The following is a 24,903-nucleotide window of genomic DNA, read 5'->3' as shown; positions in this document are numbered from 1 at the left end:
CGGTCGGTGGATGGGGGTTGGTCGAGGATCAGCAGGAACAGCGCAAGGGTTCGCTGACCACGCAGTCGCCGCCGGCGCAGCAGTGCTCGGTCAGGTAGCCGAGCAGGGCGTTCATCTGGTCGTAGGCCGCGCGATAGATGAGGTTGCGACCCTGCTGTTCCACCGACACCAGGCCGGCGGTGGCCAGCTCCTTGAGGTGGAAGGAGAGGTTGCTGCGGCTCACTTCGAGCTGGTCGGCCAACTGGCTGGGGGTGAGGCCACCCGTGCCCGCCACCACCAGGGCGCGAAAAACCCTCAGGCGTTGGGCGTGAGCGAGGGCGGCGAGGGCGGATACGGCGCTGTCTTCATGCATGATTCGATAATTCAATGATCGTTGAATCATTGAATGTTAAGGCGTGTTCGTTGCCAAGTCGAGCCTCTCGATCAGCGGCGCAACCGCCGCAGCGCTTCCAGTACCTGCTGCAGCGGACGGCTCAGGGGTTTGTCGCGGCGCAGCACCAGGGCCAGGGTGCGCGTCAGCGGCGGCGCCAGCGGCTGGACCCTCAGGCCCTGGCGATGGTGTTCGGTGGCCACAGCGATACCGGGCACCAGGCTGTAGCCGAGACCGGCGGCCACCAGTTCCTTGAGGGCTTCGATGCTGCCCAGCTCCATCACCGGTCGGCTGGGCTGGCCCGCGCGGCGAAACCAGTCGTCGATCAGCAGTCGGGTGCTGCTGCCGGTCTCGAAGGCCAGCAGCGGCGCTTCGGCCAGCGCAGCCGGCGCCAGCGCGCCCCTGGGCAGCGGACTAGCAGGCGGGAGCAGGGCGACGAAGGCATCCTCCAGCAGCGGCTCCACCTGCAGGTTGCGGCCACTGGCGGGCAGGGTGACCAGTCCCAGGTCGAGGCGGTTGTCTTCCACCGCGCGCAAGACGTCTAGGGTGTTGCCGGTGCTGACGCGCACATCCAGCTGGGGAAAACGCTGGCGCAACTGGCCCAGCAGCGGCGGCAGGAGATGGATGCAGGCGGTGGCGCCGGTGCCGATGGCGACCCGTCCGCTGACCGTCTCGCCATGGCTGGCCAGGGCCTGCAGGGCCTGGTCCACCGCCGTCTGGATATGGTCGGCGTGTTCCAGCAGCAGACTGCCGGCGGCGGTGGGCTTGAGGCCGCGCCCCAGGCGCTCCAGCAACTTGAGCCCCAGGCGCCGCTCCAGCTGGCGAATCTGCAGGCTGACCGCCGGCTGGCTCAGCCCCAGGCGATCGGCCGCGGCGGAAAAGCTGCCGGTGGCGACCACCTGGACGAGGGTCTGCAGTTGGGTGAGGTTGAGGTCGGCCATGCCAAGGTTTCGCTTATACCGGAGATAATCGAGCATAGCTTTATCTTTGGCTGGGCGTCCCGGCATGATCGCCCCATCGACCCCTGGATGGATCAACCTCGTGAACACCGCCCTGCAATTGCGTGACGCCACCTCCGCCGATCTTCCCGCCATCCAGGCCATCTATGCCCAGCACGTATTGCACAGCTGCGCCAGCTTCGAGCTGGAGCCGCCGGACGTGGCCGAGCTGGAACGGCGCCTGGCGGCGGTGCGTCAGGCCGGGCTGCCCTATCGGGTGGCCGAGCGGGACGGCGAGGTGTTGGGCTATGCCTATGCGGTGCTCTATCGACCGCGCCCGGCCTACCGCCATACCGCGGAAGACTCGGTGTACGTGCGCGACGGCCTGGGTGGCCAGGGGATCGGTCGGCGGCTGCTGGAGGATATCGTCGCGGCCTGCACGGCGGCGGGCTTTCGCCAACTGGTAGCGGTGATCGGCGACAGCGCCAACCAGGGCTCCATCGCCCTGCACCAGCGGCTGGGCTTTCGCACCGTCGGCACCTTCGAGGCGGTGGGCTTCAAGCATGGACGCTGGGTGGACACGGTCCTGATGCAACTCAGCCTGGGCGAGGGCGAGCGTACCCCGGGGACACGCTGATGACGCCGATGCCGAGCGATCGCGCCATCTGGCAGCTGGGGTTGATGCAGTTGCTGGCCTGGGGCCTGGCCTTCTATCTGCCGGGGGTCTATGGCCCGGCCATGGCTGCGGGACTGGGTTGGGATGCGCGCTGGGTCTATGGCGGCTTTTCCCTGGCGATGCTGACCATGGGTCTGATCTCGCCCTTCAGCGGCGCGGTGATCGAACGCCTGGGTGGCTGCCGCACCCTGCAGCTCGGTTTGGTGCTCGATGCCCTGGGCTGCCTAGGCTTGGCCGCGGCCCAGTCGGCGCCATTGTTCTATTTGGCCTGGGTGACCCTGGGGGTGGGCATGCGGCTGTCGCTGTACGACGCCGCCTTCGCCACCCTGGTGCGCCTGGCCGGCGAACGCTCGCGGGCGGTGATGGTGCGCATCACCCTGCTCGGCGGGCTGGCCTCGGCGGTGTTCTGGCCCCTGGGCCACTGGCTGCTGGAGGTGCTTGGCTGGCGCCTGGGCCTGGTGGTCTATGCCGGCATCGCCCTGGCCGGCCTGCTGTTGCTCATGCCGCTGCCCAATGTCCGCGGACGTCTGCCCAGTGCCGAGTTGCCGCCCGCGGCGGCGGGTGGTTCGCCACGCCTGGCTGGCGTGCTGTTCGCCACCGGGATGGCGTTGATCGGCTTTCTTTCGGCGGGGCTCTCGGCCCATCTGCCGGCGCTGCTGGCCGAGCGGGGCGTACCGGTCGGCGTGGCCGCGCTGTGGGGCATCGGCCAGGTTTGCGCACGGCTGGCGGAACTGGCCTCCGGACAGCGGCTGTCGGCGCGCCAGCTCAATCTGTTGCTGGGCCTGGGCCTGCCGCTGAGTTTCGCCCTGGCGCTGGCGAGCGAAGGCCACCTGCTGCTGACGGCGGGCTTCGTCTTTTGCTATGGCGCCCTCAACGGCCTGGTGGCGGTGTTGCGGGCCAGCCTGCCGCTGGAATTGTTCGACCGGGCGCTCTACGCACGCCTGACCGGCAAGCTGCTGGCGCCGAGTTTTCTGCTCTCGGCGGCCGCGCCCTGGTGCTATGCCTTGGCGCGGGAGAGTTGGGGCGATCGGGGCCTGCTCGGGCTGTGCCTGCTGGTCAGCCTGGGCGTGACCCTGGCGGCGCTGGGGCTGCTCCGGCGGCGGCGTCCGGCGCCGGCCTGAGGCGGGAGCCGGCCCGCGAGCTAGTTCAGGCGCCGGGCGAACTGACCCACCGCACCGACCACACGCTGGGCCCCGTCCTGGATCTCGGTGATGCGGGTACCCGCGGCGTTGGCCAGCTGCAGGCCCTGTTCCGCCTGGTGCTTGCTCGCCGCCATGTTGGCGACCGCGGTCTGCGCCAGTTGCTGGTTCTGCTGCACCACGCCGACGATCTCTTCGGTGGCCTTGCTGGTACGACCGGCCAGCTGACGGACCTCGTCGGCCACCACGGCGAACCCGCGGCCCTGTTCACCAGCCCGCGCCGCCTCGATGGCGGCGTTGAGCGCCAGCAGGTTGGTCTGCTCGGCGATGCCGCTGATGGTCTTGACGATGGTGCTGATCACCAGCGATTGCTCGCCCAGGGCCTCGATGCCGTTGGAGGCGACCTGCAGCTCCTCGGCGATCTTGCGCATCACCGAGACGGTGTCCTGCACCACCTCCGCCCCCTGACGGGCGCTCTCATCGGTCTGCTGGGAGATGTCGAAGGCCACCTTGGCCGCCTCGGCCACCGCCTGTTCCTGCTCGACCTGTTCGGTGATGACGGTGGCGAATTTGACCACCTTGTACAGTTCGCCGCGGGTGTTGAGTACCGGGTTGTAGGAGGCTTCCAGCCAGACGGTACGCCCGTGGCTGTCGATGCGCTTGAAGCGGCTGGCGATGAATTCCCCGCGATTGAGCCGCGCCCAGAACGCCTGGTAGTCGGCGGAGTTGGCTTCTTCGCTGGTACAGAATTGCCGGTGATGCTTGCCCTGGATCTGCTTGAGCGAATAGCCCATGCCCTGCAGGAAGCGGTCGTTGGCGGTGAGCACCTCGCCGGCCAGGTTGAATTCGATGACCGCGGTGGAGCGCAGCAGGGCGTTGATCAGGCCGGAATGCTCGGTGGAGGTCTCGACCTGTTCGGTACGGTCGTTGGCGTAGCAGATGGTCTTGTGGATGCGGCCAGCGGCGTCGCGCAGCGGCTGCCAGGTCGCATAGAGCCAGGCTTCCTGGCCGTTGGCCCGCAGCAGCCGGTACATGCCGCTGGTCTGGGTGCCCTGGCTGAGCGCGCTCTTGAGGTCGCGATAGCAGGGCAATTGTTTAACGTATTCTGGAATGAAGGCGTCCAGGGGACGCCCCACCACGTTCTCGGAGCGGTAGCCCATCTCGCGGCAGAAGCGCTCGTTCACGCGCTCGATATTGCCGCGGTCATCCACGGTAAGACTCAGCGCCTGGCTTTCGAAGCCGGCGTGCAGCTGACGCAGTTCGGCGACCTCGGCCCGCAGTTGGACGAGTTCGGTCTTGAGAGGGCGATTGAACATGGCAGGGCACCAAGAAGAGTGAAAGTATGACTTCCACTACTTCGACGGTACCCGGATATTCTGAAGGGGGAGCCGTGGCGACTTTCGACTAAAGCCGCAGCCTACGCCTGACGACTGGCGATGAAGCGCCGGAAGACGGCCAGGGTGGCCTCGCTGACATGGTGCTCCATGCCTTCGGCGTCGCGGCGCGCGGTATCGGCGTCCACGCCCAGGGTCAGCAGGAAGGTCTCCACCACATGGTGGCGGGCGCGACTGGCTTCGGCCAGGGCCTCGCCTTCAGGGGTGAGGAAGACGCCGCGATAGGGGCGCTGCACGATCAGGCCGGCGGCGGCCAGGCGCTTGAGCATCTTGGCCACGGTCGGCTGGGCCACGCCGATGCGCGCGGCGATGTCCACCTGGCGCGCTTCACCGCCGTCCCGGATAAGATCGGAAATGAGCTCGACATAGTCTTCGATCAGCTCCTGACGATGCGCCTCGCGGACCTGTTGAAAACCTTCCATATGAATGGATGGATCGACCAACCGATTCAGCAGTTCGTCGTCCTTTGTCATGTTGCCCACCTGAATGACCTTCTCCGCAAAGACCTGAGGCGCGTCAAGAGGACGCGTTCGGGCGCCATTTTGACCGAGTTGCGGGCGAATACCAAAGATTCCTTCGCCAATGGGCGTTATCGACGGATGAGATAGAGATTTTTTATTGCTGAATGTGTGAATTTTAGCCTAGGCTAAATTCTCCAAAGGGTATTCCTATTTTGCCGCACGAGTCCGCCATGAAAGAATCCGCCAGCTATGTCGAGCCAGCCTGGCAGGAGTCCGCGCCTTCCGCCCGGCCCAGTCTGGGGCGGATGAATGCCAGCGTGCCGGTACCCGAGGGTGGCAGCTGGTTACGCCGGTTGCTGGCCTTCGTCGGCCCGGGCTACATGGTCTCGGTGGGCTACATGGATCCGGGCAACTGGGCCACGGACCTGGCCGGGGGCTCGCAATTCGGCTACCTGCTGTTGTCGGTGATCCTGCTCTCCAACCTCATGGCCATCCTTCTGCAGGCCCTGGCCGCGCGGCTGGGCATCGCCACCGGGCTGGACCTGGCCCAGGCCTGTCGCGCACGTTATTCGCGGCCGGTCAGTCTGCTGCTGTGGATCGCCTGCGAGATCGCCATCATCGCCTGCGACCTGGCTGAGGTGATCGGCACCGCCATCGCCCTCAATCTGCTGTTCGGCATCCCGTTGATGTGGGGCGCCATCCTCACGGCGCTGGACGTCTTTCTCATCCTGCTGCTGATGAATCGCGGGTTTCGCTGGCTGGAAGCCTTCGTCATCGCGCTGCTGACGCTGATCTTCGTCTGCTTTGGCGTGCAGATGGTGCTGGCCCAGCCGTCCATCGCCGCGATCGCCGACGGCTTCCTGCCCAAGGCGGAAATCGTCACCAATCCGGCCGCGCTCTACCTGGCCATCGGCATCATCGGCGCCACCGTGATGCCCCATAACCTCTATCTGCATTCCTCCATCGTCCAGACCCGCGCCTATCCGCGCACCGAGGAGGGGCGGCGCATGGGCCTGCGCTGGGCGGTGGCCGACAGCACCCTGGCGCTGATGCTGGCGCTGTTCGTCAACGCCGCCATCCTGATCACCGCCGCGGCGGTGTTCCACAGTGCCGGGCGCACCGACGTGGCCGAGATCCAGGACGCCTATCACCTGCTGTCGCCGATGCTGGGCGTGGGTATCGCTTCGCTGCTGTTCGCGGTCGCCCTGCTGGCGTCGGGCATCAACTCCACCGTCACCGCGACCCTGGCTGGCCAGATCGTCATGGAAGGCTTTCTGTCGCTGCGCATCCCCGACTGGGCGCGGCGGCTGATCACCCGCGGTATCGCCGTCATCCCGGTGGTGGTGGTGACCGGTCTCTATGGCGAGAGCGGCACGGCCAAGCTGCTGGTGTTGAGCCAGGTGGTGCTGTCCATGCAGCTGCCCTTCGCGGTGATCCCGCTGGTGCGTTTCGTCTCGGATCGCCAGCTGATGGGTTCTTTCGTGATCGGTCGGGTCACGCAGGTGCTGGCCTGGGCGATTGCCGGACTGATCGTGGTGCTCAATGTGAAGCTGCTGGCCGATATCCTGTTGGGTTAGAGGATGTCTGAGGTCTGATGACCTTCGGTGGCTCTGGCGTGCTGGTTTGGGAACTTGTTAAAGCGGAAGGGTATCCATCCGTTACCACAATAAGTTCTTCCCCTAACCATCCCGGAGCACTCGCCATGTCCTACGACGCCCGCCAAACTCCCGCCTATGCGGCCACCACGGCCACCGCCCCCTTGCTCAAGCGTATCTCCTGGAGCTCGATCATCGCCGGCGTGGTCATCGCCCTGACGGTTTCGTTGCTACTGAGCCTGCTCGGCACCGCCATCGGCACCGCTTCCATCGATCCGCAGCAGGAAGCCAATCCGCTGGATGGCCTGGGCAAGGGCACCGGTATCTGGGTCGGCGTCAGCGCCGTGGTCTCGGTCTTCATCGGTGCCTGGATCGCCGGTCGCCTGGCCCAGCGCGAAGGCGCCCTGCACGGCATCCTGGTCTGGGCCAGTGTGACCCTGGTCAGCGTCTATCTGGTGTCCAGCGCGGTGAGCGGCGTGGTGCGTACCGGCCTCAACGTGGCGGGCAGCGGTCTGTCGATGATCGGCAGTGGCCTGTCCCAGGCCGCACCGGCGCTGACCAACCAGGTTCAGGATCAACTGCGCCAGCAGGGCATCCAGCTCGACCTGGGCGATCTGCAGAACGAACTGGAAACCGCCTTGCGCCAGACCGGCAAAGCCGAACTGCAGCCGGAGAATCTGCAGCAGCAGGCCCAGGGCGCCGAGCAGGATGCCAAGAACACCGCCCAGAACAGCGCCAACAACCCGCAGCAGACCGATGACCAGCTGACCGCCCTGCTGGACCGTCTCAAGGCCCGTGGCGACCAGGCTTGGAACGCCGCCGACCGTCAGGCCCTGGTCAACCTGATCAAGGCCCGTACCGGCAAGAGCGACGCCGAGGCCAATGCCATCGTCGACAAGGCCCAGCAGACCTACCAGCAGGCCTATGCCAAGTACCAGGAGCTCAAGGCCCAGGCCGAGCAGAAGGCTCGTGAAGCCGCTGACGTGGCCGCCCGCAAGGTCTCCCAGGCCAGCTGGGTGCTGCTGATCAGCCTGGTGATCGGCGGCATCGTCGGCGCCATCGGTGGTGCCCTGGGTCGTCGTACCCAGCCGGCCAACAAGGTGGTCGCTGCCTAAGCGCCCCCTCTGGCGGATCCTTCGGCTTCCGCTGCAAGACTAGATGCCCGGACTGGCGACGGTCCGGGCATCGGCGTTTTTGGGTGATCGCTTTTTCCAGCTGTCTGGCCGCTCGGCACGAACAGGTGGCGATAGGTCAGCGGGGCGATCAGGGCGTGCCTGAGCCTGGCCTGGCCGCGCACCGGACTACTGGCGGCCTGCTAAATGCTGAGCGACCTGGCCTTCTACCGACCGGCCCTGGCGGTGAATACCTGGGCGCTACGCCTGGGGTTGGCGGATGCTGCCGAACTCTACCTGGCCGGGCTCTCCTGCTGGGGCTGCGCAACAGCCTGTCACGCGCCTGCGGCCAGCCCAGCTAGAGCAGGATGTCGCCCGGTCCCTGGATGGCCTGCTCCACCGCCTGGCCTGTGGCGCGCTCTTCGTTGGAAAAGCCGTCATGGTCGCGCAGCGGGCCGAAGTCGATGCCGGTCAGTTGTTCGATGCGCACGACGCTGCACTGGTAGGTACGCAGGCGGCCAAAGGCGATGGACAGCTCGTCCAGCTCCCGGCGCTGGTCGATGAGGTAGGCACTGGCAGAGGGTTTGCCGTCGTCACCGAGAAAGGCCACCACCTTCCAGAAGGCCTCGGGAATCCGGGCGTCGCGATAGACACGGTCGTCCGGGCGCAGCACCGGGCCGCTGAAGACGGTGATGCGTGCCTGCCAGCGCTGGGTGTTGTCGAGCAGATAGTCTTCCAGTTCCAGCCAGGTCCGCTGGTTGAAGGCGGCCATCTGCGGCGCGCAATTGGTGAAGTGAAAGGTGTCACGGTTGGCCTGGGCGGCAGCGGGGCCCCAGTTGGGATCCTGGCGCCGCACCAGGTGGCCCCGGTCGAGCAGGTTGTCGGCATAGAGCGCCTCACCGAGCTGGGCCTCCAGCGGCACTCGACCGTCATAGGCCCAGGCGTCGCGGCTACGCGGCACGTCCCGGTGCTGGCCGCCATCGATATTGACCCCGACCCAAAGCGCCATCCGTCGGCTGCGCGAGAGCGTTACCGAGAAGTGGGTGTAGTCCAGGCGATCGCCCGAGGCGGGCAGGGGATGGACGTCGGTGGCCAGGGCGGCGCTCGGGCCTGGCCAGGGGACCTGGAAGTCACCCAGGAAAGCGGCCTGGTAGCCCTGCCGATCCGCCAGGCTGGCGGCGGGCGTGATGCGGGGTTCGGCGCGCAGGCCGGCGGGTTGCGCTGGCAGCAGGGGACGCAGATCGGCGAGGCGCGGACGATAGGCGAGATCGACGGCAAAGGGCTGGCTGGGCATGGTGGACCACGAACGCAAGGGGCGGACCGCCAGCGCAGCACAGGGAGGTTACCGGGCGATGACGACGGTCAGCGAAGTGGTATGCACTGGCGCTAGCTGGCAAACTCGTTCGCGACCTAACGATTCCCAACCGAGATCCGTGAGTGAACCGCCCATGAAGCTATCGCTGTTTTCCCCCTTTGCCCGTCAGCGCGTCTGGCTGCTCGGCGTGCCCGGCCTGCTCCTTACTGGCGCGGCCCTGGCCAGTCAGCAGTCCGATGCCAAGGGCTTCGTCGAAGACGGTGACCTGACCCTGCTGCTGCGCAACTACTACTACCTGCGCCAGAACGAGGGCGACGGCCATGGCGCCGAGGCACGCAACAGCCGGGATCCGCGCAGCTGGACCCAGGCGTTCCTGCTCAACTACACCTCGGGCTTCACCCAGGGCACCGTGGGGGTCGGGGTGGATGCCTATGGCTACCTGGGCCTCAAGCTGGATGGCGGCGATGGCCACGCCAATACCCCGAACATGCCGGTGGACGGCGACGGCAGCCAGCGCAGCGAATTCAGTAAGGGCGGAGCGGCCGTCAAGCTGCGCGTTTCCAACACCGTGCTCAAGTACGGCGACCAGCAACCCACGGCGCCGGTACTGGCGGCGGGCGGTAACTGGCTGTTTCCCCAGACCGCCCGTGGCTGGAGCCTGGTGAGCCAGGAGGTCGATCACCTGATGCTGGAAGGCGGTCACTTCACCGCCGCCACGGCGCCGCGCACCACCGGCTCGGACGGCGGCATCTTCGCCGGTTACGCCGGCGTGGAAGCGGCCTCGGCCAGCTATGCCGGGGGCGTCTACAAGTTCAGCGATCATCTCAGCGCTTCGCTCTACGCCGGGCACTTCGAAGACGTCTGGGACCAGTACTACGGCAACCTCAACTATGTGCTGCCGCTGGCCGCCGAGCAGAGTCTGACCTTCGACGCCAACCTCTACCGCACCCTGGACGCCGGCAGCGCCAAGGCCGGCAGCATCGCCAACACCGCCGGCTCGCTGGCCGCCGCCTTCCAGACCGGCGCCCACACCTTCACCCTGATCCACCAGCGCATCCACGGCGACCAGCCCTTCGACTACGCGGTCTTCGGCGCGCCGGTGCCGGGTGCCTTCGGTGACTCCATCCTGCTCGGCAACTCGATGCAGTTCTCCGACTTCAACGGTCCGGGCGAGCGCAGCTGGCAGGCCCGCTATGACCTGGACATGGAAAGCTACGGCGTGCCGGGGCTGAGCCTGATGGTGCGCCATACCCGTGGCAGCGGCATCGACGGCAGCAAGGTAGCGGCGGATTCGGCCTATGCCGGGCTCTATGGCGACGGCGACAAGGAACACGAGACCGATCTGGAGGCCAAGTACGTCCTGCAGAACGGCCCGGCCAAGGACTTGAGCTTCCGCCTGCGTCAGGCCTGGCATTCCGGCAGCCAAAGCACCGGCGGCACCGTGGCCGAGACGCGGCTGATCACCGAGTATCCGCTGAATATTCTTTGATACCGCTGAGTGGTGGGCAAATCGCCGTAGGTTGGCGCTGAGCACAGCGAAGCCCAACGGTGCCGAAATCGAGCCCGGTTTGTTGGGCTTCGGCGATTGAGCCGCCTCAACCCAACCTACGGTGCCAGACAAACCGCCGTAGGTTGGCGCTGAGCGCAGCGAAGCCCAACGGTGCCGAGGTCAGCGCGGCTTGTTGGGCTTCGGCGATGGAGCTGCCTCAGCCCAACCTACGGTTCCAGACAAACCGCCGTAGGTTGGCGCTGAGCACAGCGAAGCCCAACGGTGCCGAGGTCAGCGCGGCTTGTTGGGCTTCGGCGATGGAGCCGCCTCAGCCCAACCTACAGGCTCGGATCGCCGTAGGTTGGCGCTGAGCGCAGCGAAGCCCAACGGTGCCGAGGTCAGCGCGGCTTGTTGGGCTTCGGCGATGGAGCCGCCTCAGCCCAACCTACAGGCTCGGATCGCCGTAGGTTGGCGCTGAGCGCAGCGAAGCCCAACAAGCCTCACCCTCAGGCCTTCGCCCGCGATTCTTCCAGCAGCCGCTCGATCTCCCCATGCAACCGCTCGGTCGCCCCGGCGCGGTCGATCCACCATTCGGTGGACCAGACGCGCAACAGCGTCCAGCCGAGGCCTTGGAGGATGGCGCTGCGGGTCTTGTCGCGGTCGCGGGCGGTGGCGGCGCTGTGGTAGGTGGCGCCGTCGCATTCGATGCCGACGAGGTAGTCCCCCGGCCGGTCGGGATGGACGATGCCCAGGTCGATGCGGAAGCGCGAGACGCCGATCTGCGGCACCACCCGCCAGCCCTTGGCCTGCAGCGCCTGGGCCACGGCTTCCTCGAAGGGCGAGTCGTGCCCACCTAGCGAACCTTTGACCGCCGCCGCCAGGGCCTGAGGGCCGCGCTGGGCGAATTCCAGGAACAGCTTGAGATCGCGCACGGCGCGGGCATTGGTGCGATTGAGGTCGATCAGCCCCGGATCGAAGGAGGAGAACACCAGCATCTCCCGCCGTGCCCGGGTCACGGCGACGTTGAGGCGCCGCCAGCCACCGTCCTTGTTCAGCGGACCGAAGTTCATCGACATCGTATTGGCGCCCGGCTCGGTGGGACCGAAGCCGATGCCGAGCATGATCAGGTCGCGCTCGTCGCCCTGGACCGTTTCCAGGTTCTTCACCACCACCGGCTCGGCCAGGTCCTCGGCGAAGTGCGCCTCGATCTCCGGGTGCTGCTGGCGCGCGCGGTCGAGCAGGTCGGTGACCAGCCGCTGCTGTTCGCTGTTGAGGGTGATGATGCCCAGGCTCAGCCCGGCGAAGGCCGGATCCAGCAAGCGCTTGACCGCCTCGGCAACCATGGCCTGGGCTTCCAGGGCGTTGTGGCGCCCCTTGCCCTTGGCGTAGACGCCGTCCACCCGCCGCCACTCCACCGCGCTCGGGCGGATCTCCGGGGCGGGAAAGGTGATGAGCTTGCCGTCGTAGTAGTGATGGTTGGAAAAGGCGATCAGGCTCTCGTGGCGACTGCGGTAGTGCCAGTTGAGGCTGTGGCTGTAGATGCCGGCGCCCAGGCATTCGTCGAGGATGCTTTCCAGGTCCTCGGCGGTGTCGTCCTCGCCGGCGGCGCGGTCGAAAAAGCGGGTCGGCGGCATCTGCCGGGGGTCGCCGGCGATCACCACCTGCACGCCCCGGGCGATGGCACCCACCGCGTCCCAGGGCGCGATCTGCGAGGCTTCGTCGAAGATCACCAGGTCGAACAGGCCGCCGTCCGGGGGCAGGTACTGGGCGATGGACAGCGGACTCATCAGCATGCAGGGCGCCAGTCGCGCCAGGGCGTCGCCCATTTCCAGGGCCAACTGGCGCAGCGGCCGGTGTCGGCGCTGCTTCTGCAACTCGTGCTTGAGCACGGCGAAGCCGCCACCCTGGCGCGCCGCATCGTTCTTCGGCGGCAGGCCATGGCAGAGCAGGGCGCGGATATGGCGCACGGCGAGGGTCTGCAGGCGGTCGTCCAGCCGGCGATAAGCCTGGATGTCGCTCTCGTGCTCGGCCGGGACGAAGTCGCGCAGCAGCGGCTCGGCGTCCAGGGCGGTGGCGGCGAACCAGCGGGCATAGGCGGTCTCGAACAGGGTCGGGAGATCGTCGGCCGCGGCGGTCGTGGCGCGGGCGATCAGGGGTGCCAGGCCGAGGGCGTCGGCTTCTTCGCGGACGCGTTGCCAGTCACACCAGGCCTTGAGCCGACCGGGCTGCCGCAGCAGCGCGGCGGCGGTGCGTACCAGCTCGGCGGCGGCGGTATCACCGGCCAGTCCCGCCTGCGCGGCGAATGCCTGGCGAGCGGCTTCGGCTGCATCCAGGGCCTCGGCGAAGGCACTGCTGGCCGGGGCCAGGGTGGTGTCCACCGGCTGATCCTCGGGATGCTGCAACCGCCGCGCTGCCGCCTGGCGTAGGGCCAGCAGCTGCTCGGGCGTTTCCGCCAGGGTTGGCAGCGCCGTGCTCAGCCTTTCCGCCAAGGCGCGTCGGGCGAGCAGGGCGTCGAGGTCGCTGGTGACGCCCTGCCAGCCGGCGATACCGCCAAGGGTGGGCGCCAGATCGTCCAGCTCGGTGAGCAGGGTGCGCTGGCGGCGCAGGCGCGGCAGGTCGGCGGCGACATCGGGTTGGCCCTGGGTTTCGCCCTGGCGGGCGAGGTCCTGGGTGACCTGTCGCTGGGCGCGGCTGGCGAAGATCCAGAAGCGGCGGCCGGCGGCATCCCAGGCGGTTTCCAGCTGGGTCAGGGCGACGCGGCGACAGGCTTCGGCGGCATAGGGCACCGACAGCTCGCGCTCCAGCGCCTGGTAGTCCCGCAGCAATTCCAGGGCGCGTCCCAGGTGACGCTGGCGCTCGGCGGCGCCGGGCCCGAAGGCGAAGGCCAGATCCTGGCCAGCGGCGTTCTGCAGCAACTCAGCGAATTCCAGCAGGCGACGGGGCGCCACCTGGTCGGCCAGTGGCAGACCGAGGACATCGCGCAGGCGTTGCCGCGCCTGCTGCAAGGCGTGTTGGGTGTCGCGCAGCCGTTCGGCAGCGGTGACCAGGGCGTCCTGCCAGGCGTTGGACCAGGGATGCGCCGGCAAGAGGGCGAAATCCGCCGCCAGGCTGCGCCCGGTTTCGGCGTGCAGGGCCAGGCGGCGCACGGCGCTGCGCAACTCGGCCAGGGCCTCGGCGTCGTGGGCATCGGCCTGGGACCATGCCAGGCGTGGGGTATCGGGAGCTGCGTCACGCAAGACGCGGCCAATGCTCTGCTGCAGGGTCAGGCCATTGGGCCAGCGGCGGTGCAGGCGCTCCACCACGGCGTTGAGACGATCCCGCAGGCGCTCCACCTCGGCGGCCTCGACCAGCCATTCCTCTTCGTCGAGGCCGTCGCGGGTGTCCCAGGCGCGCTCCAGCTGCTTGAGCACCTCGGCCTTGGAGGCCTTGCTCGAATGCAGTTCCAGGCAGAATTCGCCGAGGCCCTGGGCTTCCAGGCGGCGATAGACCACGTCCAGGGCGGCGCGCTTCTCGGCGACGAACAGGACCCGCCGACCGAGCGCCAGGTTGTGGGCGATCATGTTGGCGATGGTCTGGGACTTGCCGGTGCCGGGCGGGCCGTCGAGGACGAAATCCTGGCCGCCGGCCGAGGCCAGCACGGCCGCCAGTTGCGAGGAATCCGCCGGCAGCGGGGTGAAGAGTTCGGCCGGGGTGACCTGGCGATCCAGCTCGCGCTCGCGGGGAAAGCTGCCACCGCTCAGGTAGGCGCCGGATTCCGTAGTGCGCTCCAGCAGGTGACGCACCAGCGGGCTTTCCATCAGCTGGTCGCTACGCTCGGTGAGGTCCTTCCACATCAGGTACTTGGCAAAGGAGAACTGGCCGAGCAGCAATTCGCTGCTGACCTCGAAGCCGGGCAGGTCGCGCACCGCACGCCGCACCTTGGTCCAGATGCCATCCACGTCGATGCCGTTGCCATCGCCGGGCAGCGGGCCGTCGAGCCCGGGAATGTCCAGGTCGAAGTCGTGGCGCAAGAGCTCCAGCAGGGTCAGGTTGAAGCGCGGCTCGTCCTCGAACAGGTGCAGGGTGATGCCACTGGCGGCGCTCTGGCGTTCCAGGCGCACCGGCAGCAGGATCAGCGGCGCGCGGTAGTGCTTGGGATCGTCGGCGGCCTTTTTCCAGCGTAGGAAGCCCAGCGCCAGGTAGAGGGTATTGGCGCCGCCCTCGTCGAGATCGCTGCGGGCGCGGCGATAGAGCTCCACCAGGGCCGCGTCCAGTTTGGTCGCATCCAGGGGGGCGACCACCTCGCCGCGGGCCAGGGCGCCGCGGGCGTATTCGTCGTCGAGATTCTCGTGCTCGCGGGCTTCGTGCAGCACGGCGTCGCGCCCGCTCACCGCCAGGTCCGGCAGCGGCACCAGGCGCAGCGCCCGGCCCTCGGCCAGGCGATCCTCCAGCGCCGCCGGCTCGGGGCAGAGCAGGGGCACGCTGCGGGCGTTGTCCGGCACGTGCAGCAGGCGGTTGCGGGTGGTGAGATCGAGCAGCTTGCGCTGCCACAGCGCCAGGCGCCCGACCGGGGTGGTCGGCGCCGCCTCGACATCCACGTCGAAGGCCGGCAGCGGCGGGGCCTCTTCCAGGGCCTCGCCTGGCAGCAGCAGGCCGTCCGCGCTGATGGCCGGCTGGCCGGGCACCGCCAGTGGGCGAATGCGTTGCAGGCGGGCACGGCGGACGTCCAGCGCCAGCACGAAGGTCTCGTCGTCGAGCTGCCGCTCGGCCAGTTGCATGGCCTGGCTGAAGGAAGGCGGCGGCGAGGCGGTGGCCTGGGTGGTCTCGAATACCAGCAGGTCCTTGAGCGCCACCCGCTTGCGTACCGGCTCAGCGTCGTCGGTGAGCAGCTGGGCGAATTCCTGGGGCTGCAGCCAGACCCCGGCGAAGGCATGGCCGCGGGTAATGACCAGCAGCGGATTGAGGCCGGCCTGTTCCAGCGCCGCGCAGGCGAGCAGGGCGAGATCCAGGCAGGTGGCCAGGCCACCGTCGAGGATGGCGCCGGGCGTGCGGATCTTCTGGCCCTGGCGCTCGAAGCTGGCCGGCGGCACCGCGTAGGTCAGCTGCAGGCCGCACAGGGCCGACCAGAGCGCCGAACCGAGCTCCCAGACCCGGCGGCGCGACTCCCCCTCGTAACCATCCAGCGCCGTGGATTTGCCGGCGCGGCGCAGGACCTCGGCGGCTGCCCCCAGCAGGCGATCCACCGCCGGGTCGTTGGGCATGACGAACGCCGCTGCCAGCTCGGGCATGCTGTCCACGCCGCCCCACTGGTTGCGGGCCAGCAGCTCGACCGGATAGCGCCGCGTCTGCAGGATCTCGTCACCCTGGCGCACCGTGAAAGTCAGCTGGGCGACCAGGCTTTCCTGGAGGCTGCCGAGCAGGGCGGCGTCGAATTCGAGGTCGCGATCATCGAGATAGAGGGTGCCCTGGGGATCAAGGCGCTCCAGGTGCCAGGTGCGCGGCACCACGAAAGCCGGCTCGGCGGTCACCGTGAGGCTGAGGTCGGCCAGGGGTTCGGGGCCGCTGTGGGTGAGGCGCAATTCACGCAGCACGGGCACCGCGTTCTGGTGCGCCGCGAAGCCGATCTTGCCGGCCAGCACCAGTTCGACATCCACGCTCATCGCCTACCACCCTTGCTTATTGCCTAAGGTAGATGAATGTACAGTAGTGGGCGGGTCGATGCAGCCCATAGCCCGCCTGGGCAAGCGGAAAAAGTCCTTTGGTGACGGGCGGTTGCGTGGTTTGAGCGGCAGGTCGCGGTTCAGGCGGCCGGGGTCGGGAAGACCAGGCTGAAATGGATGCCCCGCGCATCCTGCTCGACCTCGGCACGCCCACCATGCAGACGCATGATCGCGGCGACGATGGCCAGGCCCAGACCGTTGGAATCATGGGGCTGATGACGCGAGGGATCGGCGCGATAGAAGCGATCGAATAGCCGTCGCAGGTGTTCCGGCGCCAGGGCGGGACCGGCATTGCTGACGCGGATGCGCCCGCCGTCCGCCTGCAGCTGGATCTCGCCATCCGGGTCGGCATAGCGGATGGCATTGGCCACTAGGTTGCTCAAGGCGCGACGGAGCAGGAGCGGATCGGCGATCACCTCACCGCCGCCTGCTACGACCAGGCGCAGGCCGCGCTCGTCGGCCGGCCCTTCGAAATAGTCGGCGATGCGTGCCAGCTCTTCGTCTAGTCGCAACGGTTGCGGGGTCAGCACCGCCTGGGCGTCGTCGGCGCGGGCAAGGAAGAGGATGCTTTCCACCAGGCGCGAGATGCGCTCCAGCTCTTCCAGGTTGGAGGCCAGCAGCGTCTGGTATTCCTCGCTGCTGCGTACCTGGCGCAGAGCGACCTCGGTATGGCCCATGAGGGCATTGATCGGGGTGCGGATCTCGTGGGCGAGGTCAGCGGAAAACTGCACCAGCCGACCATAGCCGTCGGCCAGCCGCGCCAGCATGGCGTTGTAGTTTTCCACCAGCGGTTGCAGCTCGCGCGGAGCATCGGTCAATTCCAGGGGGGCAGCCAACCGGGTTGGAGTGATGCCACCGGCATGGCGGGCGATGCGCCGCAAGGGGGCCAGGCCCCGGCGCAGCAGCAGATAGCCAAGCCCGGCGGTAGCCAGGAAGGCCAGGGTCACAGCGCCGAGCAGCCCCAGCCGGAAATCGGCCAGGGTGGTGTCTTCGTTGCGCAGCACATGGGCGGCGGTCAGTTCCACCGGGCCTTCGGGGGTGTTCACCGCGACCCGCGCCGCGCGCCAGCGGGTGCCGTCGGCCAGGGTGCCTTCCCGTATATCGGCCGGCGTCGGTCGCCGCGTCTGGGGTACCACGGCAAGATCCGGGAGGGCGATATTCAGCGGATTGGAGGCGATCACCGGCTTGGCACCCGGCGCGCCGATGAGAAAGACATCCTGCTCGTTGCCCAGCATGTTGGCGAACAGCTGCGGACTGCGGCCCAGGGTCTCCAGCGACAGGTCGGCGCTGAGCAGGCTGCGAAAATGCGCCAGGCGACCGAGCAGAGCGTAGTCGGCGCGCTCCAGCACCGTCCGTTCCAGGCTGTGGTAGAGAAACAGGCCGGCACCGCCCACGGCGAGCAGCGCCACCAGGGCGAATCCCAGGGTGGCGCGCAGGATCAGCGAGGGTGAGCGCGCACTCAAGGCCGAACCTCGCAGACGTAGCCGATACCACGCACGGTATGGATCAGCTTGACCGGGTAGGGGTTATCGACCTTGGCGCGCAGCCGCTTGATGGCCACGTCCACCACGTTGGTGTCGCTGTCGAAATTCATGTCCCAGACCTCGGCGGCGATCAGGGTGCGCGACAGCACCTCGCCTTCGCGGCGCAGCAGCAGGTGCAGCAGGGCGAATTCCTTGTTGGTCAGCACGATGAGGTCGTCGCCGCGGGTTACCCGTCGCCGCAGAAGATCCAGCTGCAGATCGGCCAGGTGGAAATGCTCGGGCTCGCGCACCACGCCACGGCGCAACAGGGTGCGGATGCGCAGCAGCAATTCGACGAAGGAGAAGGGTTTGACCAGGTAGTCGTCGGCGCCCAGCTCCAGGCCGCGGATGCGATCCTGCAGGCCGTCGCGGGCGGTGAGAAAGAGCACCGGCACGTCGAGCTTCTTGCGCAAGACCTCCATGATCTGCCAACCGTCGATGCCGGGCAGCATGACGTCGAGGATGATCAGGTCGTAACGGCCGTCCAGGGCCAGGTGCAGGCCATCGGCGCCGTGCTGGGTCCAGTCGACCGCGTAGCCGGATTCGCCGAGACCCTTCTTCAGGTACTCGCCGGTCTTCTGGTCGTCTTCGATGAGGAGAATGTGCATGACGTAATGGTAGGGCCTCCGGTCGCTTCGCTGGGTGACATTTTTGTCATTCGCCGGTCATCTTGCTGACCCCCCACGCGTCGCACTGTGGCGGGGCGATTCCCTATCCCAGGAGGCTTCATGCGTACCCAGACTCTGCTCCGCGGTTCCCTTGCCCTGCTGCTCGCCAGCAGCGCCCTGCTGGCCCAGGCCGCGCCCATGCCCACCGTCAAGCCCATGCGCGGCACCGTGGACAGCGTCCAGGGCGACACCCTGGCCTTCACCACCCGCAACGGTGCCCACCAGACGCTGATGCTGGACGACAAGACCAGCTACCGCGCCGTATCCAAGGCCAACCTGGATCGCATCGAAGCCAACAGCTTCATCGGCTCCGCCGCCACCCCTCAGCCCGATGGCACCCTCAAGGCGCTGGAGGTGACCGTGTTCGAGGCCAGCCTGCGCGGCTCCGGTGAAGGCCACTACGGCTGGGAAAACGCTGACGGCAGCACCGGCACCATGACCAACGGTACCGTGGGCGAACTCAAGAAGGCCAATGGCCGTACCCTGACCGTGCAGTACAAAGGCGGCGAGAAGCAGCTGGTGGTACCGGAAGACGTGCCCATCGCCTATGTCGAGAAGGGCGACCGCAGCCTGCTCAAGCCCGGCGCCAAGGTGGTGCTGTTCCCCGCCGAAGACGGCAAGCACGCCAAGGGCGTGGCCGTAGGTAAGGACGGTTTCACCCCGCCCATGTAAGACCCCCCCCCCGCGGTCGCCTGATTGGGATGGCGACCGCCCCCATCTCGCGGTGAAGAGGGACAGATCATGACCACCTCGCGACGGCGTCTGGTGCACCGCTGGCCGGTGCGCCTCACCCATTGGCTCAACGCCCTGGCGATGCCCTGCATGTTCATGAGCGGCTGGGCGATCTACAACGCCTCGCCGCTGTTCCCCTTCACCTTTCCCGCCTGGGCGACCCTTGGCGGTTGGCTGGGCGGCGCCATCGCCTGGCACCTGGCGGTCTTCTGGCTGCTGCTGGCGAACGGCCTGATCTATCTGCTCTATGGCCTGTTCAGCGGCCACTTCCGGCGGGATTTCCTGCCGCTGTCACCGCGCGCCATCGGCCGTGATTTCGCCGCGGCCGTGCGCCTGCGTCTGGGTCATCACCTCGGCACCTACAACGCCGTGCAGCGCCTGCTCTACTGGGGCGTACTGGCCCTCGGCGTGCTGGTGGTGCTCTCCGGCCTGGCGATCTGGAAACCGGTGCAATTGCAGGGGCTGGCGGCCCTGCTCGGTGGCTTCGACACCGCTCGCTACGTGCATTTCTTCGCCATGGCCGGCATCGGCGCCTTCGTCGTCGTGCACCTGGCCCTGGTCATCCTGGTCCCCCGCACCCTGCCGCCGATGATCACCGGTCGGGCGCACGAGGAGGTTAACGATGAGTCGGCGTGAACGCCTGCGCCTGGAACCGGCGCAACAGCGGCAGGTGGAGAATCTGCAGCGACGCCTGCTGCTCAAGCAGGGCCTGACGGTGGGCGCCCTGGCCATGCTCAGCGGCTGCAACCTGCAGGACGGCGACAGCGTCGACAAGGTGCTCTGGTCCATGTCGCGCTTCAACGACCGGGTGCAGGCCTGGCTGTTCGGTCGCGAACGCCTGGCGCCGACCTATGCCGCCAGCCAGATCACCGATCCCTTTCCCTTCAACGCCTTCTACCCCGAATACAACGTTCCGGAAGTCGACCTGAGCGATTACCGCCTGGAGGTCTCCGGCCTGGTCGCCAACAAACAGGCCTGGACCCTGGAAGACCTGCGCCGCCTGCCGCAGCGCGCCGACATCACCCGCTTCATCTGCATCGAAGGCTGGAGCGCCATCGGCCAGTGGGGTGGGGTGCCCCTGCGTACCTTCCTCGAACGCATCGGCGCCGACACCACGGCCAAGTACGTCGGCTTCAAGTGCGCCGACCGCTACTACTCCAGCATCGACATGGCCTCGGCGCTGCATCCTCAGACCCTGCTGGCGCTGGACTTCGGCCAGGTCGCGCTGCCTCCGGACTACGGCTATCCGCTGCGCCTGCGGGTGCCCACCAAGCTCGGCTTCAAGAATCCCAAGCACATCCAGGCCCTGTTCGTGACCAACGACTATCCCGGCGGGTACTGGGAGGACCAGGGCTACAACTGGTTCAGCGGGATCTAGGCGCAACGTCTGCTGCGCGTCGGCCGAACTGCGTTGAAAAGACCTTCGGAATGCTCATTTACCACTCGTAAACTGCGCTTCCTCAGGTCTTTTCGCCTTGTTTGGCTCTAGCTCGCGAGACTTTGCCTAAGCTTTTGATGGCGGAACCCCGGCCCGGAGGTAGAGTCGAGATACCACCATCCTCTACCGGGAGCTCCCCTCATGTCCGCTCATCCCTCGATCGGTTTCATTGGCTTTGGCGCCATGGCCCAGCGCATGGGCGCCAACCTGCGCGAGGCCGGTTATCCGGTCCGCGCCTACGCCGAACACCAGCAGGACGGCGAGCGCCACGGCACGCCCATGGAGCCCCTGGCGACCCTGCTGCCCCAGGCGGAAGTGGTGATCGTTTCTCTGCCCAATGACGCCATCCTCGAACAGGTGCTGCTCGGTGCCGACGGCGTCCTCGCCCGTCTGGAAAGCGGGCGCCTGCTGATCAATACCAGCACCAATTCGCCCGCGCTGTCGCTGCGCCTGGAAGCGGCCGGCCGCGCCCGTGGCATCGCCGTGGTCGAGGCACCGGTGTCCGGCAGCACCCCCGAGGCGGAACAGGCGCAACTGGTGGTCCTGGCCGGCGGCGAACCCGAGGCGGTGGAGCGTGCGCGGCCGATCCTCGAAACCCTGGGCAAGACCGTGCATCACGTCGGTCCGACCGGGCAAGGCGCGGCCATCAAGCTGGCCATCAACGGCCTGATGGGCGCGGGTCTCGCCGCCCTGGCCGAAGCCCTGGCCTATGCCACCCGCGCCGGTCTCGATGCCGAGGTGCTGTTCCAGGTGTTCGGTGACCTGGCGGTGCTTTCGCCCCACCACCAGCGCAAGCTGGCAGCCCTGCGCGACGGCGACTTCGCGCCGCAATTCCCGGCGGCGCTGATGCACAAGGACATGGGCCTCCTGCTGGCCGAACTCAATGCCACCTTCCAGGGCGCGCCAACCCTGGCCGCTGCAGCGCAGCAACTGGCCCTGGGCGCCGAGCTGCATCCCGACGCGGACTACGTCATCACGGCCGATGTCCTGTTGGAAGAAGCCGAAGACGCCGCTACCCGGTAAGGGGGATGGCCGCATGCCCGTGCATGCGGCCAAGGAGGAGCCTCACACGTCGGCGATCCCCAAGACCTTGGCGGTCTCGGCGCGACTCTGCCGGCAGGCTGCCGCGTCGGTCTTCAAGTCGAGGCCGTAGGTCGGCAGGATGCGCCGCAACGCCGGCAGCCAGGCGTCTTCGGTGAGACGCTCCGGGAAGCAGGTTTCCAGCACCTCCAGAGCGATGGCTGCGGCTGTCGAAGCACCCGGTGAGGCGCCGAGCAGCGCGGCGATGGAGCGATCCGCGGCGCTCACCAGTTCAGTGCCGAATTCCAGTTCGCCCTTCTTGCTCAGCAGGCCATGCTGGCCGGTGGGCTTGATGGTCTGCACCCGTTGCCCGGCCACCGCTTCCTGCCAGTCGCGCTTCTTCGCTAGGGGGAAGAACTGCTGCAGCATGGCGAATTGCTGGCTGGAGCTCTGGAAGATCTGCCCGATCAGGTATTCGGTCAGGTCCAGGTTGTCCTTGGCCACGTTCAGCAGCGGCAGGATGTTGTCATGACGCAGCGAGGTGAAGAGATCGGTCAGGGCGCCGTGTTTGAGGAAGCGCGAGGAAAAGCCCGCATAGGGTCCGAACAGCAGCGAGCGCTGGCCGCCGACGATGCGGGTGTCCAGGTGTGGGACCGACATGGGCGGCGAACCCGAGGGCGCCTTGCCATAGACCTTGGCCTGATGCCGTTCGGCCAGCGCCGGGACGTCGCAGCGCAGCCAGATGCCGGAGATGGGAAAACCGCCGAAACCGTGCCCTTCGGGGATGCCGGACTTCTGCAGTAACGGCAGCGAGCCGCCACCGGCACCGATGAAGACGAACTTGGCGGTGACCTCCGTGCGCCCACCGTGCTCGACGTCCTCCACCGTCACCCGCCAGTAACCACTGTCGGTACGCGCCAGGTCCACCACCCGTTGGTGATAGTGCATGGCGAAACCGGATTGCTGACTGAGCTGGCGCACCAGCAGGTGGGTGAGGGCGCCATAGTCGACGTCGGTGCCGGTCACCATGCGCGTGGCGGCAACCGGCTCGTCGGCACCGCGTCCTTCCATGATCAGCGGTGCCCACTGAGCGATCTGGGCTCCGTCCTCGCTGTATTCCATGCCGTGATAGCAGTGATGGGCGCTCATCGTCCGATAGCGTTCGCGGAGGAAGGCGACGTTGTCCGCACCCCAGACGAAGCTCATATGGGGGCAGGCGTGGATGAAAGCCTGCGGGTCCGGGATCGCACCCTTGCGGACCAGGGAGGCCCAGAGCTGGCGCGAGAGATCGAACTGGGTATTCACCTTGAGCGCCTTGGCGATGTCGACGCTGCCGTCATTGCGCTGCGGCGTGTAGTTCAGCTCGCAGTTGGCGGCATGGCCGGTACCGGCGTTGTTCCAGCCCTGGGAACTCTCCTGGGCGCAATCGTGCAGGCTCTCGAACAGCGTCACGCTGAGGCTGGGGTCGAGTTCCTTGAGCAGGGTACCCAGGGTAGCGCTCATGATGCCGGCGCCGATCAACACGACGTCGGGCGAATCCGTGGAAGACAATGACGACATGACAGTTTCCTCAGGCATTACGCCGGCTGGTTGGGAACGAAGCGCAGGTTCGCGTTGGGCTCGTAGATGACGTAGGCACGCCGCCAGGGCTCGTCGCCGAGCAGCTTCCAGCGGTGCCCGGAGCCAGTGTCGTCCTGGGCCAGCAGGACGTCGCCGGGCCGCAGCACGAAGGTCTTGCCCGACTTGACCTCGAACTCCAGGGTGCCGCTCAGGGTGATGACGAACTGGGGCTGCGGGTCTTGGTGCCATTCGAAGGCACCTCCCGCCGTGGTTTCCTGGAAGGACAGCTCGTTTACCGCGATGGGCAGGCCTGAGGCCTTGCCATGCAGGCCTTCGCCCAGTTCCAACTGCCCTTCCTCGAACAACGAATTACCGTCGTTGCCGGTCCAGAGCCGTACACATCGAATGGCCATTTCTGTCTCCTGAAACATCGGTAGGTTGCTTGCGGCGCGGGTTTCACCAAGGCAACGGGGCACCCGCCGGGCCCCGGTTCACGTGAGGGCCGGCCTCTTACAGGCTGGCCGCCAGTACGATGCCCAGGGCTATTCCGGGAATGGCGAGCAGGGTGCTGAACAACACGCTGCGCGCTGCTTCCTCGGCATAGACGCCCTGGGCCATGGCCAGGCTGGGCGCCGCGGTGGCCGATGGCAGCAGGCCGAGCAGGAACACCTGCTGGAGCAGCTCGCCGTGCAGGCCCAGCGCCAGACCCATACCCAGCAGCACTAGCGGCTGCAGCAGATTCTTCAGCAGCAGGTTGCCGAGGATGTCCCGGTCGAAGCTTGGGCGGATGCTGGCCAGGATCAGGCCCAGGGTGAACAGGGCGACGCCGCCTGCCGCCCGGCCGATTTCGTCCGTCGCCGCCACCAGCAATGCTGGGGGCCGCAGGCCGAGCAGGGCGCAGGCCAGTCCCAGCAAGGGCAGCAGCACCAGCGGCTGGCGCACGGCCTTGGCGAGCGCCTGGGCGGCCCCGCCACTGCTCAAGAGCACCAGCGACAAGGGAATGATCACCAGGGTGACGATCAGGTTGCCGACGATCACCGCCAACAGGGCGGACGGGCCGACCGCCGCGAGCAGGACCGGCGGCCCGCAGTAGGCCATGTTGGGAAAGGCCACGGTGATGCCACGCAGGGTCGCCTCGCGCCAGTTGTGTCCGCCGCGCACGCGACCCAGCGCCAGGCCCAGTAGCCAGATGCCGATCAGGCCGGTTGCCAGGGTCGCCACATAGGGCAGGTTGAGGATCTGTTCGGGCCGGGTCTTGGCGGCAGCGAGAAAGAGGCTGATGGGCAGGGCGAAGGTGACTACGAAGGCGGCGAGGATCTTGCTCGCCTCCGCGGGCATGACTCGCCAGCGACCGGCACACCAGCCGAGGGCGGTGACGAAGACGATGGGCGCGAGGGCCTGGGCGATGATCTCGATCATGGCCGCGCCCTCCCAGGGATGACGAGGGCGCCAGGGGCAGCGGCTGAAGGTGGTTGGCAGGTGAGTCGCGCGGGGATGTCGGCGGTACGACGGTTCATCCGAAACTCCTGAGCTGGGATCGACAAGGTGTCGCTCCAGGCGTGCCCTACGGCGGAGGTGGTGGCCTCGCCTGAAGCGCTCTGGAAGGCGGCTTTGCTCTCCTGTTGACGGTGTTTAGAAACTTTTGTTTACAGATCTTGTGCGGAAAATTGTCGCATCTAGACCTTGGTCGGATTCCCGTGCTTGCCTTCTTGTGATTTCACCTCTCGCTCTTCGCGCGGCTGCGCTTCCGCGCGCCGCGTCGGTCGCTCCTGGA

20 protein-coding genes are annotated in these 24,903 nt (G+C 67.4%); 9 read left to right on the top strand and 11 right to left on the bottom strand.

Going from position 1 to position 24,903, the window contains the following annotated elements:
* Nucleotides 1–28 precede the first annotated feature (28 nt).
* Nucleotides 29–352 (bottom strand): metalloregulator ArsR/SmtB family transcription factor, encoded by a 324-nt coding sequence (locus FEZ61_RS16145; RefSeq protein WP_064309359.1) that lies wholly within the window; start codon nucleotides 350–352, stop codon nucleotides 29–31.
* 71 nt (nucleotides 353–423) lie between these two features.
* The gene (locus FEZ61_RS16140) at nucleotides 424–1,347 is read right to left on the bottom strand and encodes a LysR family transcriptional regulator (RefSeq protein WP_173149465.1); all 924 of its coding nucleotides are present in this window, start codon (nucleotides 1,345–1,347) and stop codon (nucleotides 424–426) included.
* Nucleotides 1,348–1,411: 64 nt separating this feature from the next.
* Here FEZ61_RS16140 and FEZ61_RS16135 point away from each other — a divergent pair, with 64 nt between their 5' ends.
* Entirely contained in the window at nucleotides 1,412–1,945 is a 534-nt protein-coding gene (locus tag FEZ61_RS16135) for a GNAT family N-acetyltransferase (RefSeq protein ID WP_017640025.1), read from the top strand.
* The gene (locus tag FEZ61_RS16130; RefSeq protein WP_173149463.1) at nucleotides 1,945–3,105 is read left to right on the top strand and encodes an MFS transporter; all 1,161 of its coding nucleotides are present in this window, start codon (nucleotides 1,945–1,947) and stop codon (nucleotides 3,103–3,105) included. Before FEZ61_RS16135 ends, FEZ61_RS16130 begins: the two co-directional genes overlap by 1 nt.
* Before the next feature lie 20 nt (nucleotides 3,106–3,125).
* Here the strand turns inward: FEZ61_RS16130 and FEZ61_RS16125 are convergent, their stop codons facing one another.
* Together FEZ61_RS16125 and mntR are read right to left on the bottom strand one after the other, a co-directional pair.
* Nucleotides 3,126–4,439, bottom strand: coding sequence for a PAS domain-containing methyl-accepting chemotaxis protein (locus FEZ61_RS16125; RefSeq protein WP_173149461.1), 1,314 nt, complete (start codon nucleotides 4,437–4,439; stop codon nucleotides 3,126–3,128).
* Nucleotides 4,440–4,540: 101 nt separating this feature from the next.
* Nucleotides 4,541–4,990 carry a manganese-binding transcriptional regulator MntR gene (gene mntR / locus FEZ61_RS16120; RefSeq protein ID WP_017640022.1) on the bottom strand — a complete coding sequence of 150 codons (450 nt, stop codon included), beginning with the start codon at nucleotides 4,988–4,990 and terminating at the stop codon, nucleotides 4,541–4,543.
* Between the two features lie 218 nt (nucleotides 4,991–5,208).
* Between mntR and FEZ61_RS16115 the strand changes: the two genes are divergently transcribed.
* Both FEZ61_RS16115 and FEZ61_RS16110 read left to right on the top strand, forming a co-directional pair.
* The gene (locus FEZ61_RS16115; RefSeq protein ID WP_064307416.1) at nucleotides 5,209–6,555 is read left to right on the top strand and encodes an Nramp family divalent metal transporter; all 1,347 of its coding nucleotides are present in this window, start codon (nucleotides 5,209–5,211) and stop codon (nucleotides 6,553–6,555) included.
* A gap of 125 nt (nucleotides 6,556–6,680) precedes the next feature.
* Nucleotides 6,681–7,688 (top strand): hypothetical protein, encoded by a 1,008-nt coding sequence (locus FEZ61_RS16110; RefSeq protein ID WP_017640020.1) that lies wholly within the window; start codon nucleotides 6,681–6,683, stop codon nucleotides 7,686–7,688.
* Between the two features lie 355 nt (nucleotides 7,689–8,043).
* Here the strand turns inward: FEZ61_RS16110 and FEZ61_RS16105 are convergent, their stop codons facing one another.
* A complete protein-coding gene (locus tag FEZ61_RS16105; protein ID WP_093254527.1) occupies nucleotides 8,044–8,979 on the bottom strand; it encodes a DNA/RNA non-specific endonuclease in 936 nt (311 codons plus the stop codon).
* Between the two features lie 154 nt (nucleotides 8,980–9,133).
* Between FEZ61_RS16105 and FEZ61_RS16100 the strand changes: the two genes are divergently transcribed.
* Entirely contained in the window at nucleotides 9,134–10,489 is a 1,356-nt protein-coding gene (locus tag FEZ61_RS16100; protein WP_173149459.1) for an OprD family porin, read from the top strand.
* A gap of 506 nt (nucleotides 10,490–10,995) precedes the next feature.
* Here FEZ61_RS16100 and FEZ61_RS16095 read toward each other — a convergent pair.
* The 3 genes from FEZ61_RS16095 to FEZ61_RS16085 all read right to left on the bottom strand — a co-directional run bounded on the left by FEZ61_RS16095 (nucleotide 10,996) and on the right by FEZ61_RS16085 (nucleotide 18,319).
* Nucleotides 10,996–16,128, bottom strand: a complete 5,133-nt coding sequence (locus FEZ61_RS16095; RefSeq protein WP_173149457.1) for a DUF4011 domain-containing protein — start codon at nucleotides 16,126–16,128, stop codon at nucleotides 10,996–10,998.
* Nucleotides 16,129–16,268: 140 nt separating this feature from the next.
* Entirely contained in the window at nucleotides 16,269–17,651 is a 1,383-nt protein-coding gene (locus tag FEZ61_RS16090) for a heavy metal sensor histidine kinase (protein ID WP_017640016.1), read from the bottom strand.
* Nucleotides 17,648–18,319, bottom strand: coding sequence for a heavy metal response regulator transcription factor (locus tag FEZ61_RS16085; RefSeq protein WP_027598269.1), 672 nt, complete (start codon nucleotides 18,317–18,319; stop codon nucleotides 17,648–17,650). Before FEZ61_RS16085 ends, FEZ61_RS16090 begins: the two co-directional genes overlap by 4 nt.
* A gap of 120 nt (nucleotides 18,320–18,439) precedes the next feature.
* Here FEZ61_RS16085 and FEZ61_RS16080 point away from each other — a divergent pair, with 120 nt between their 5' ends.
* The 4 genes from FEZ61_RS16080 (at nucleotide 18,440) to FEZ61_RS16065 (ending at nucleotide 21,572) form a co-directional block, all read left to right on the top strand.
* Nucleotides 18,440–19,051 (top strand): hypothetical protein, encoded by a 612-nt coding sequence (locus FEZ61_RS16080; RefSeq protein ID WP_017640014.1) that lies wholly within the window; start codon nucleotides 18,440–18,442, stop codon nucleotides 19,049–19,051.
* Nucleotides 19,052–19,120: 69 nt separating this feature from the next.
* Nucleotides 19,121–19,747 carry a cytochrome b/b6 domain-containing protein gene (locus tag FEZ61_RS16075; protein WP_017640013.1) on the top strand — a complete coding sequence of 209 codons (627 nt, stop codon included), beginning with the start codon at nucleotides 19,121–19,123 and terminating at the stop codon, nucleotides 19,745–19,747.
* Entirely contained in the window at nucleotides 19,734–20,489 is a 756-nt protein-coding gene (locus tag FEZ61_RS16070; RefSeq protein WP_017640012.1) for a molybdopterin-dependent oxidoreductase, read from the top strand. Before FEZ61_RS16075 ends, FEZ61_RS16070 begins: the two co-directional genes overlap by 14 nt.
* A 201-nt stretch (nucleotides 20,490–20,690) precedes the next feature.
* Nucleotides 20,691–21,572 carry an NAD(P)-dependent oxidoreductase gene (locus FEZ61_RS16065; RefSeq protein WP_173149455.1) on the top strand — a complete coding sequence of 294 codons (882 nt, stop codon included), beginning with the start codon at nucleotides 20,691–20,693 and terminating at the stop codon, nucleotides 21,570–21,572.
* Nucleotides 21,573–21,614: 42 nt separating this feature from the next.
* On the opposite strand, the gene mqo is transcribed toward FEZ61_RS16065, so the two are convergent.
* The 3 genes from mqo to FEZ61_RS16050 form a co-directional block, all read right to left on the bottom strand.
* Nucleotides 21,615–23,129, bottom strand: coding sequence for a malate dehydrogenase (quinone) (gene mqo, locus FEZ61_RS16060; RefSeq protein ID WP_173149453.1), 1,515 nt, complete (start codon nucleotides 23,127–23,129; stop codon nucleotides 21,615–21,617).
* Nucleotides 23,130–23,146: 17 nt separating this feature from the next.
* A complete protein-coding gene (locus tag FEZ61_RS16055; RefSeq protein ID WP_017640009.1) occupies nucleotides 23,147–23,542 on the bottom strand; it encodes a cupin domain-containing protein in 396 nt (131 codons plus the stop codon).
* Nucleotides 23,543–23,639: 97 nt separating this feature from the next.
* Complete coding sequence (locus FEZ61_RS16050; RefSeq protein WP_017640008.1) at nucleotides 23,640–24,548, bottom strand: AEC family transporter; 909 nt, start codon at nucleotides 24,546–24,548, stop codon at nucleotides 23,640–23,642.
* Between the last annotated feature and the right edge of the window lie 355 nt (nucleotides 24,549–24,903).

The sequence above is a fragment of the Pseudomonas sp. MS15a(2019) genome (assembly GCF_013277805.1).
GTDB lineage: Bacteria > Pseudomonadota > Gammaproteobacteria > Pseudomonadales > Pseudomonadaceae > Chryseomonas > Chryseomonas benzopyrenica.
This window is presented reverse-complemented; position numbering and strand designations above follow the sequence as displayed.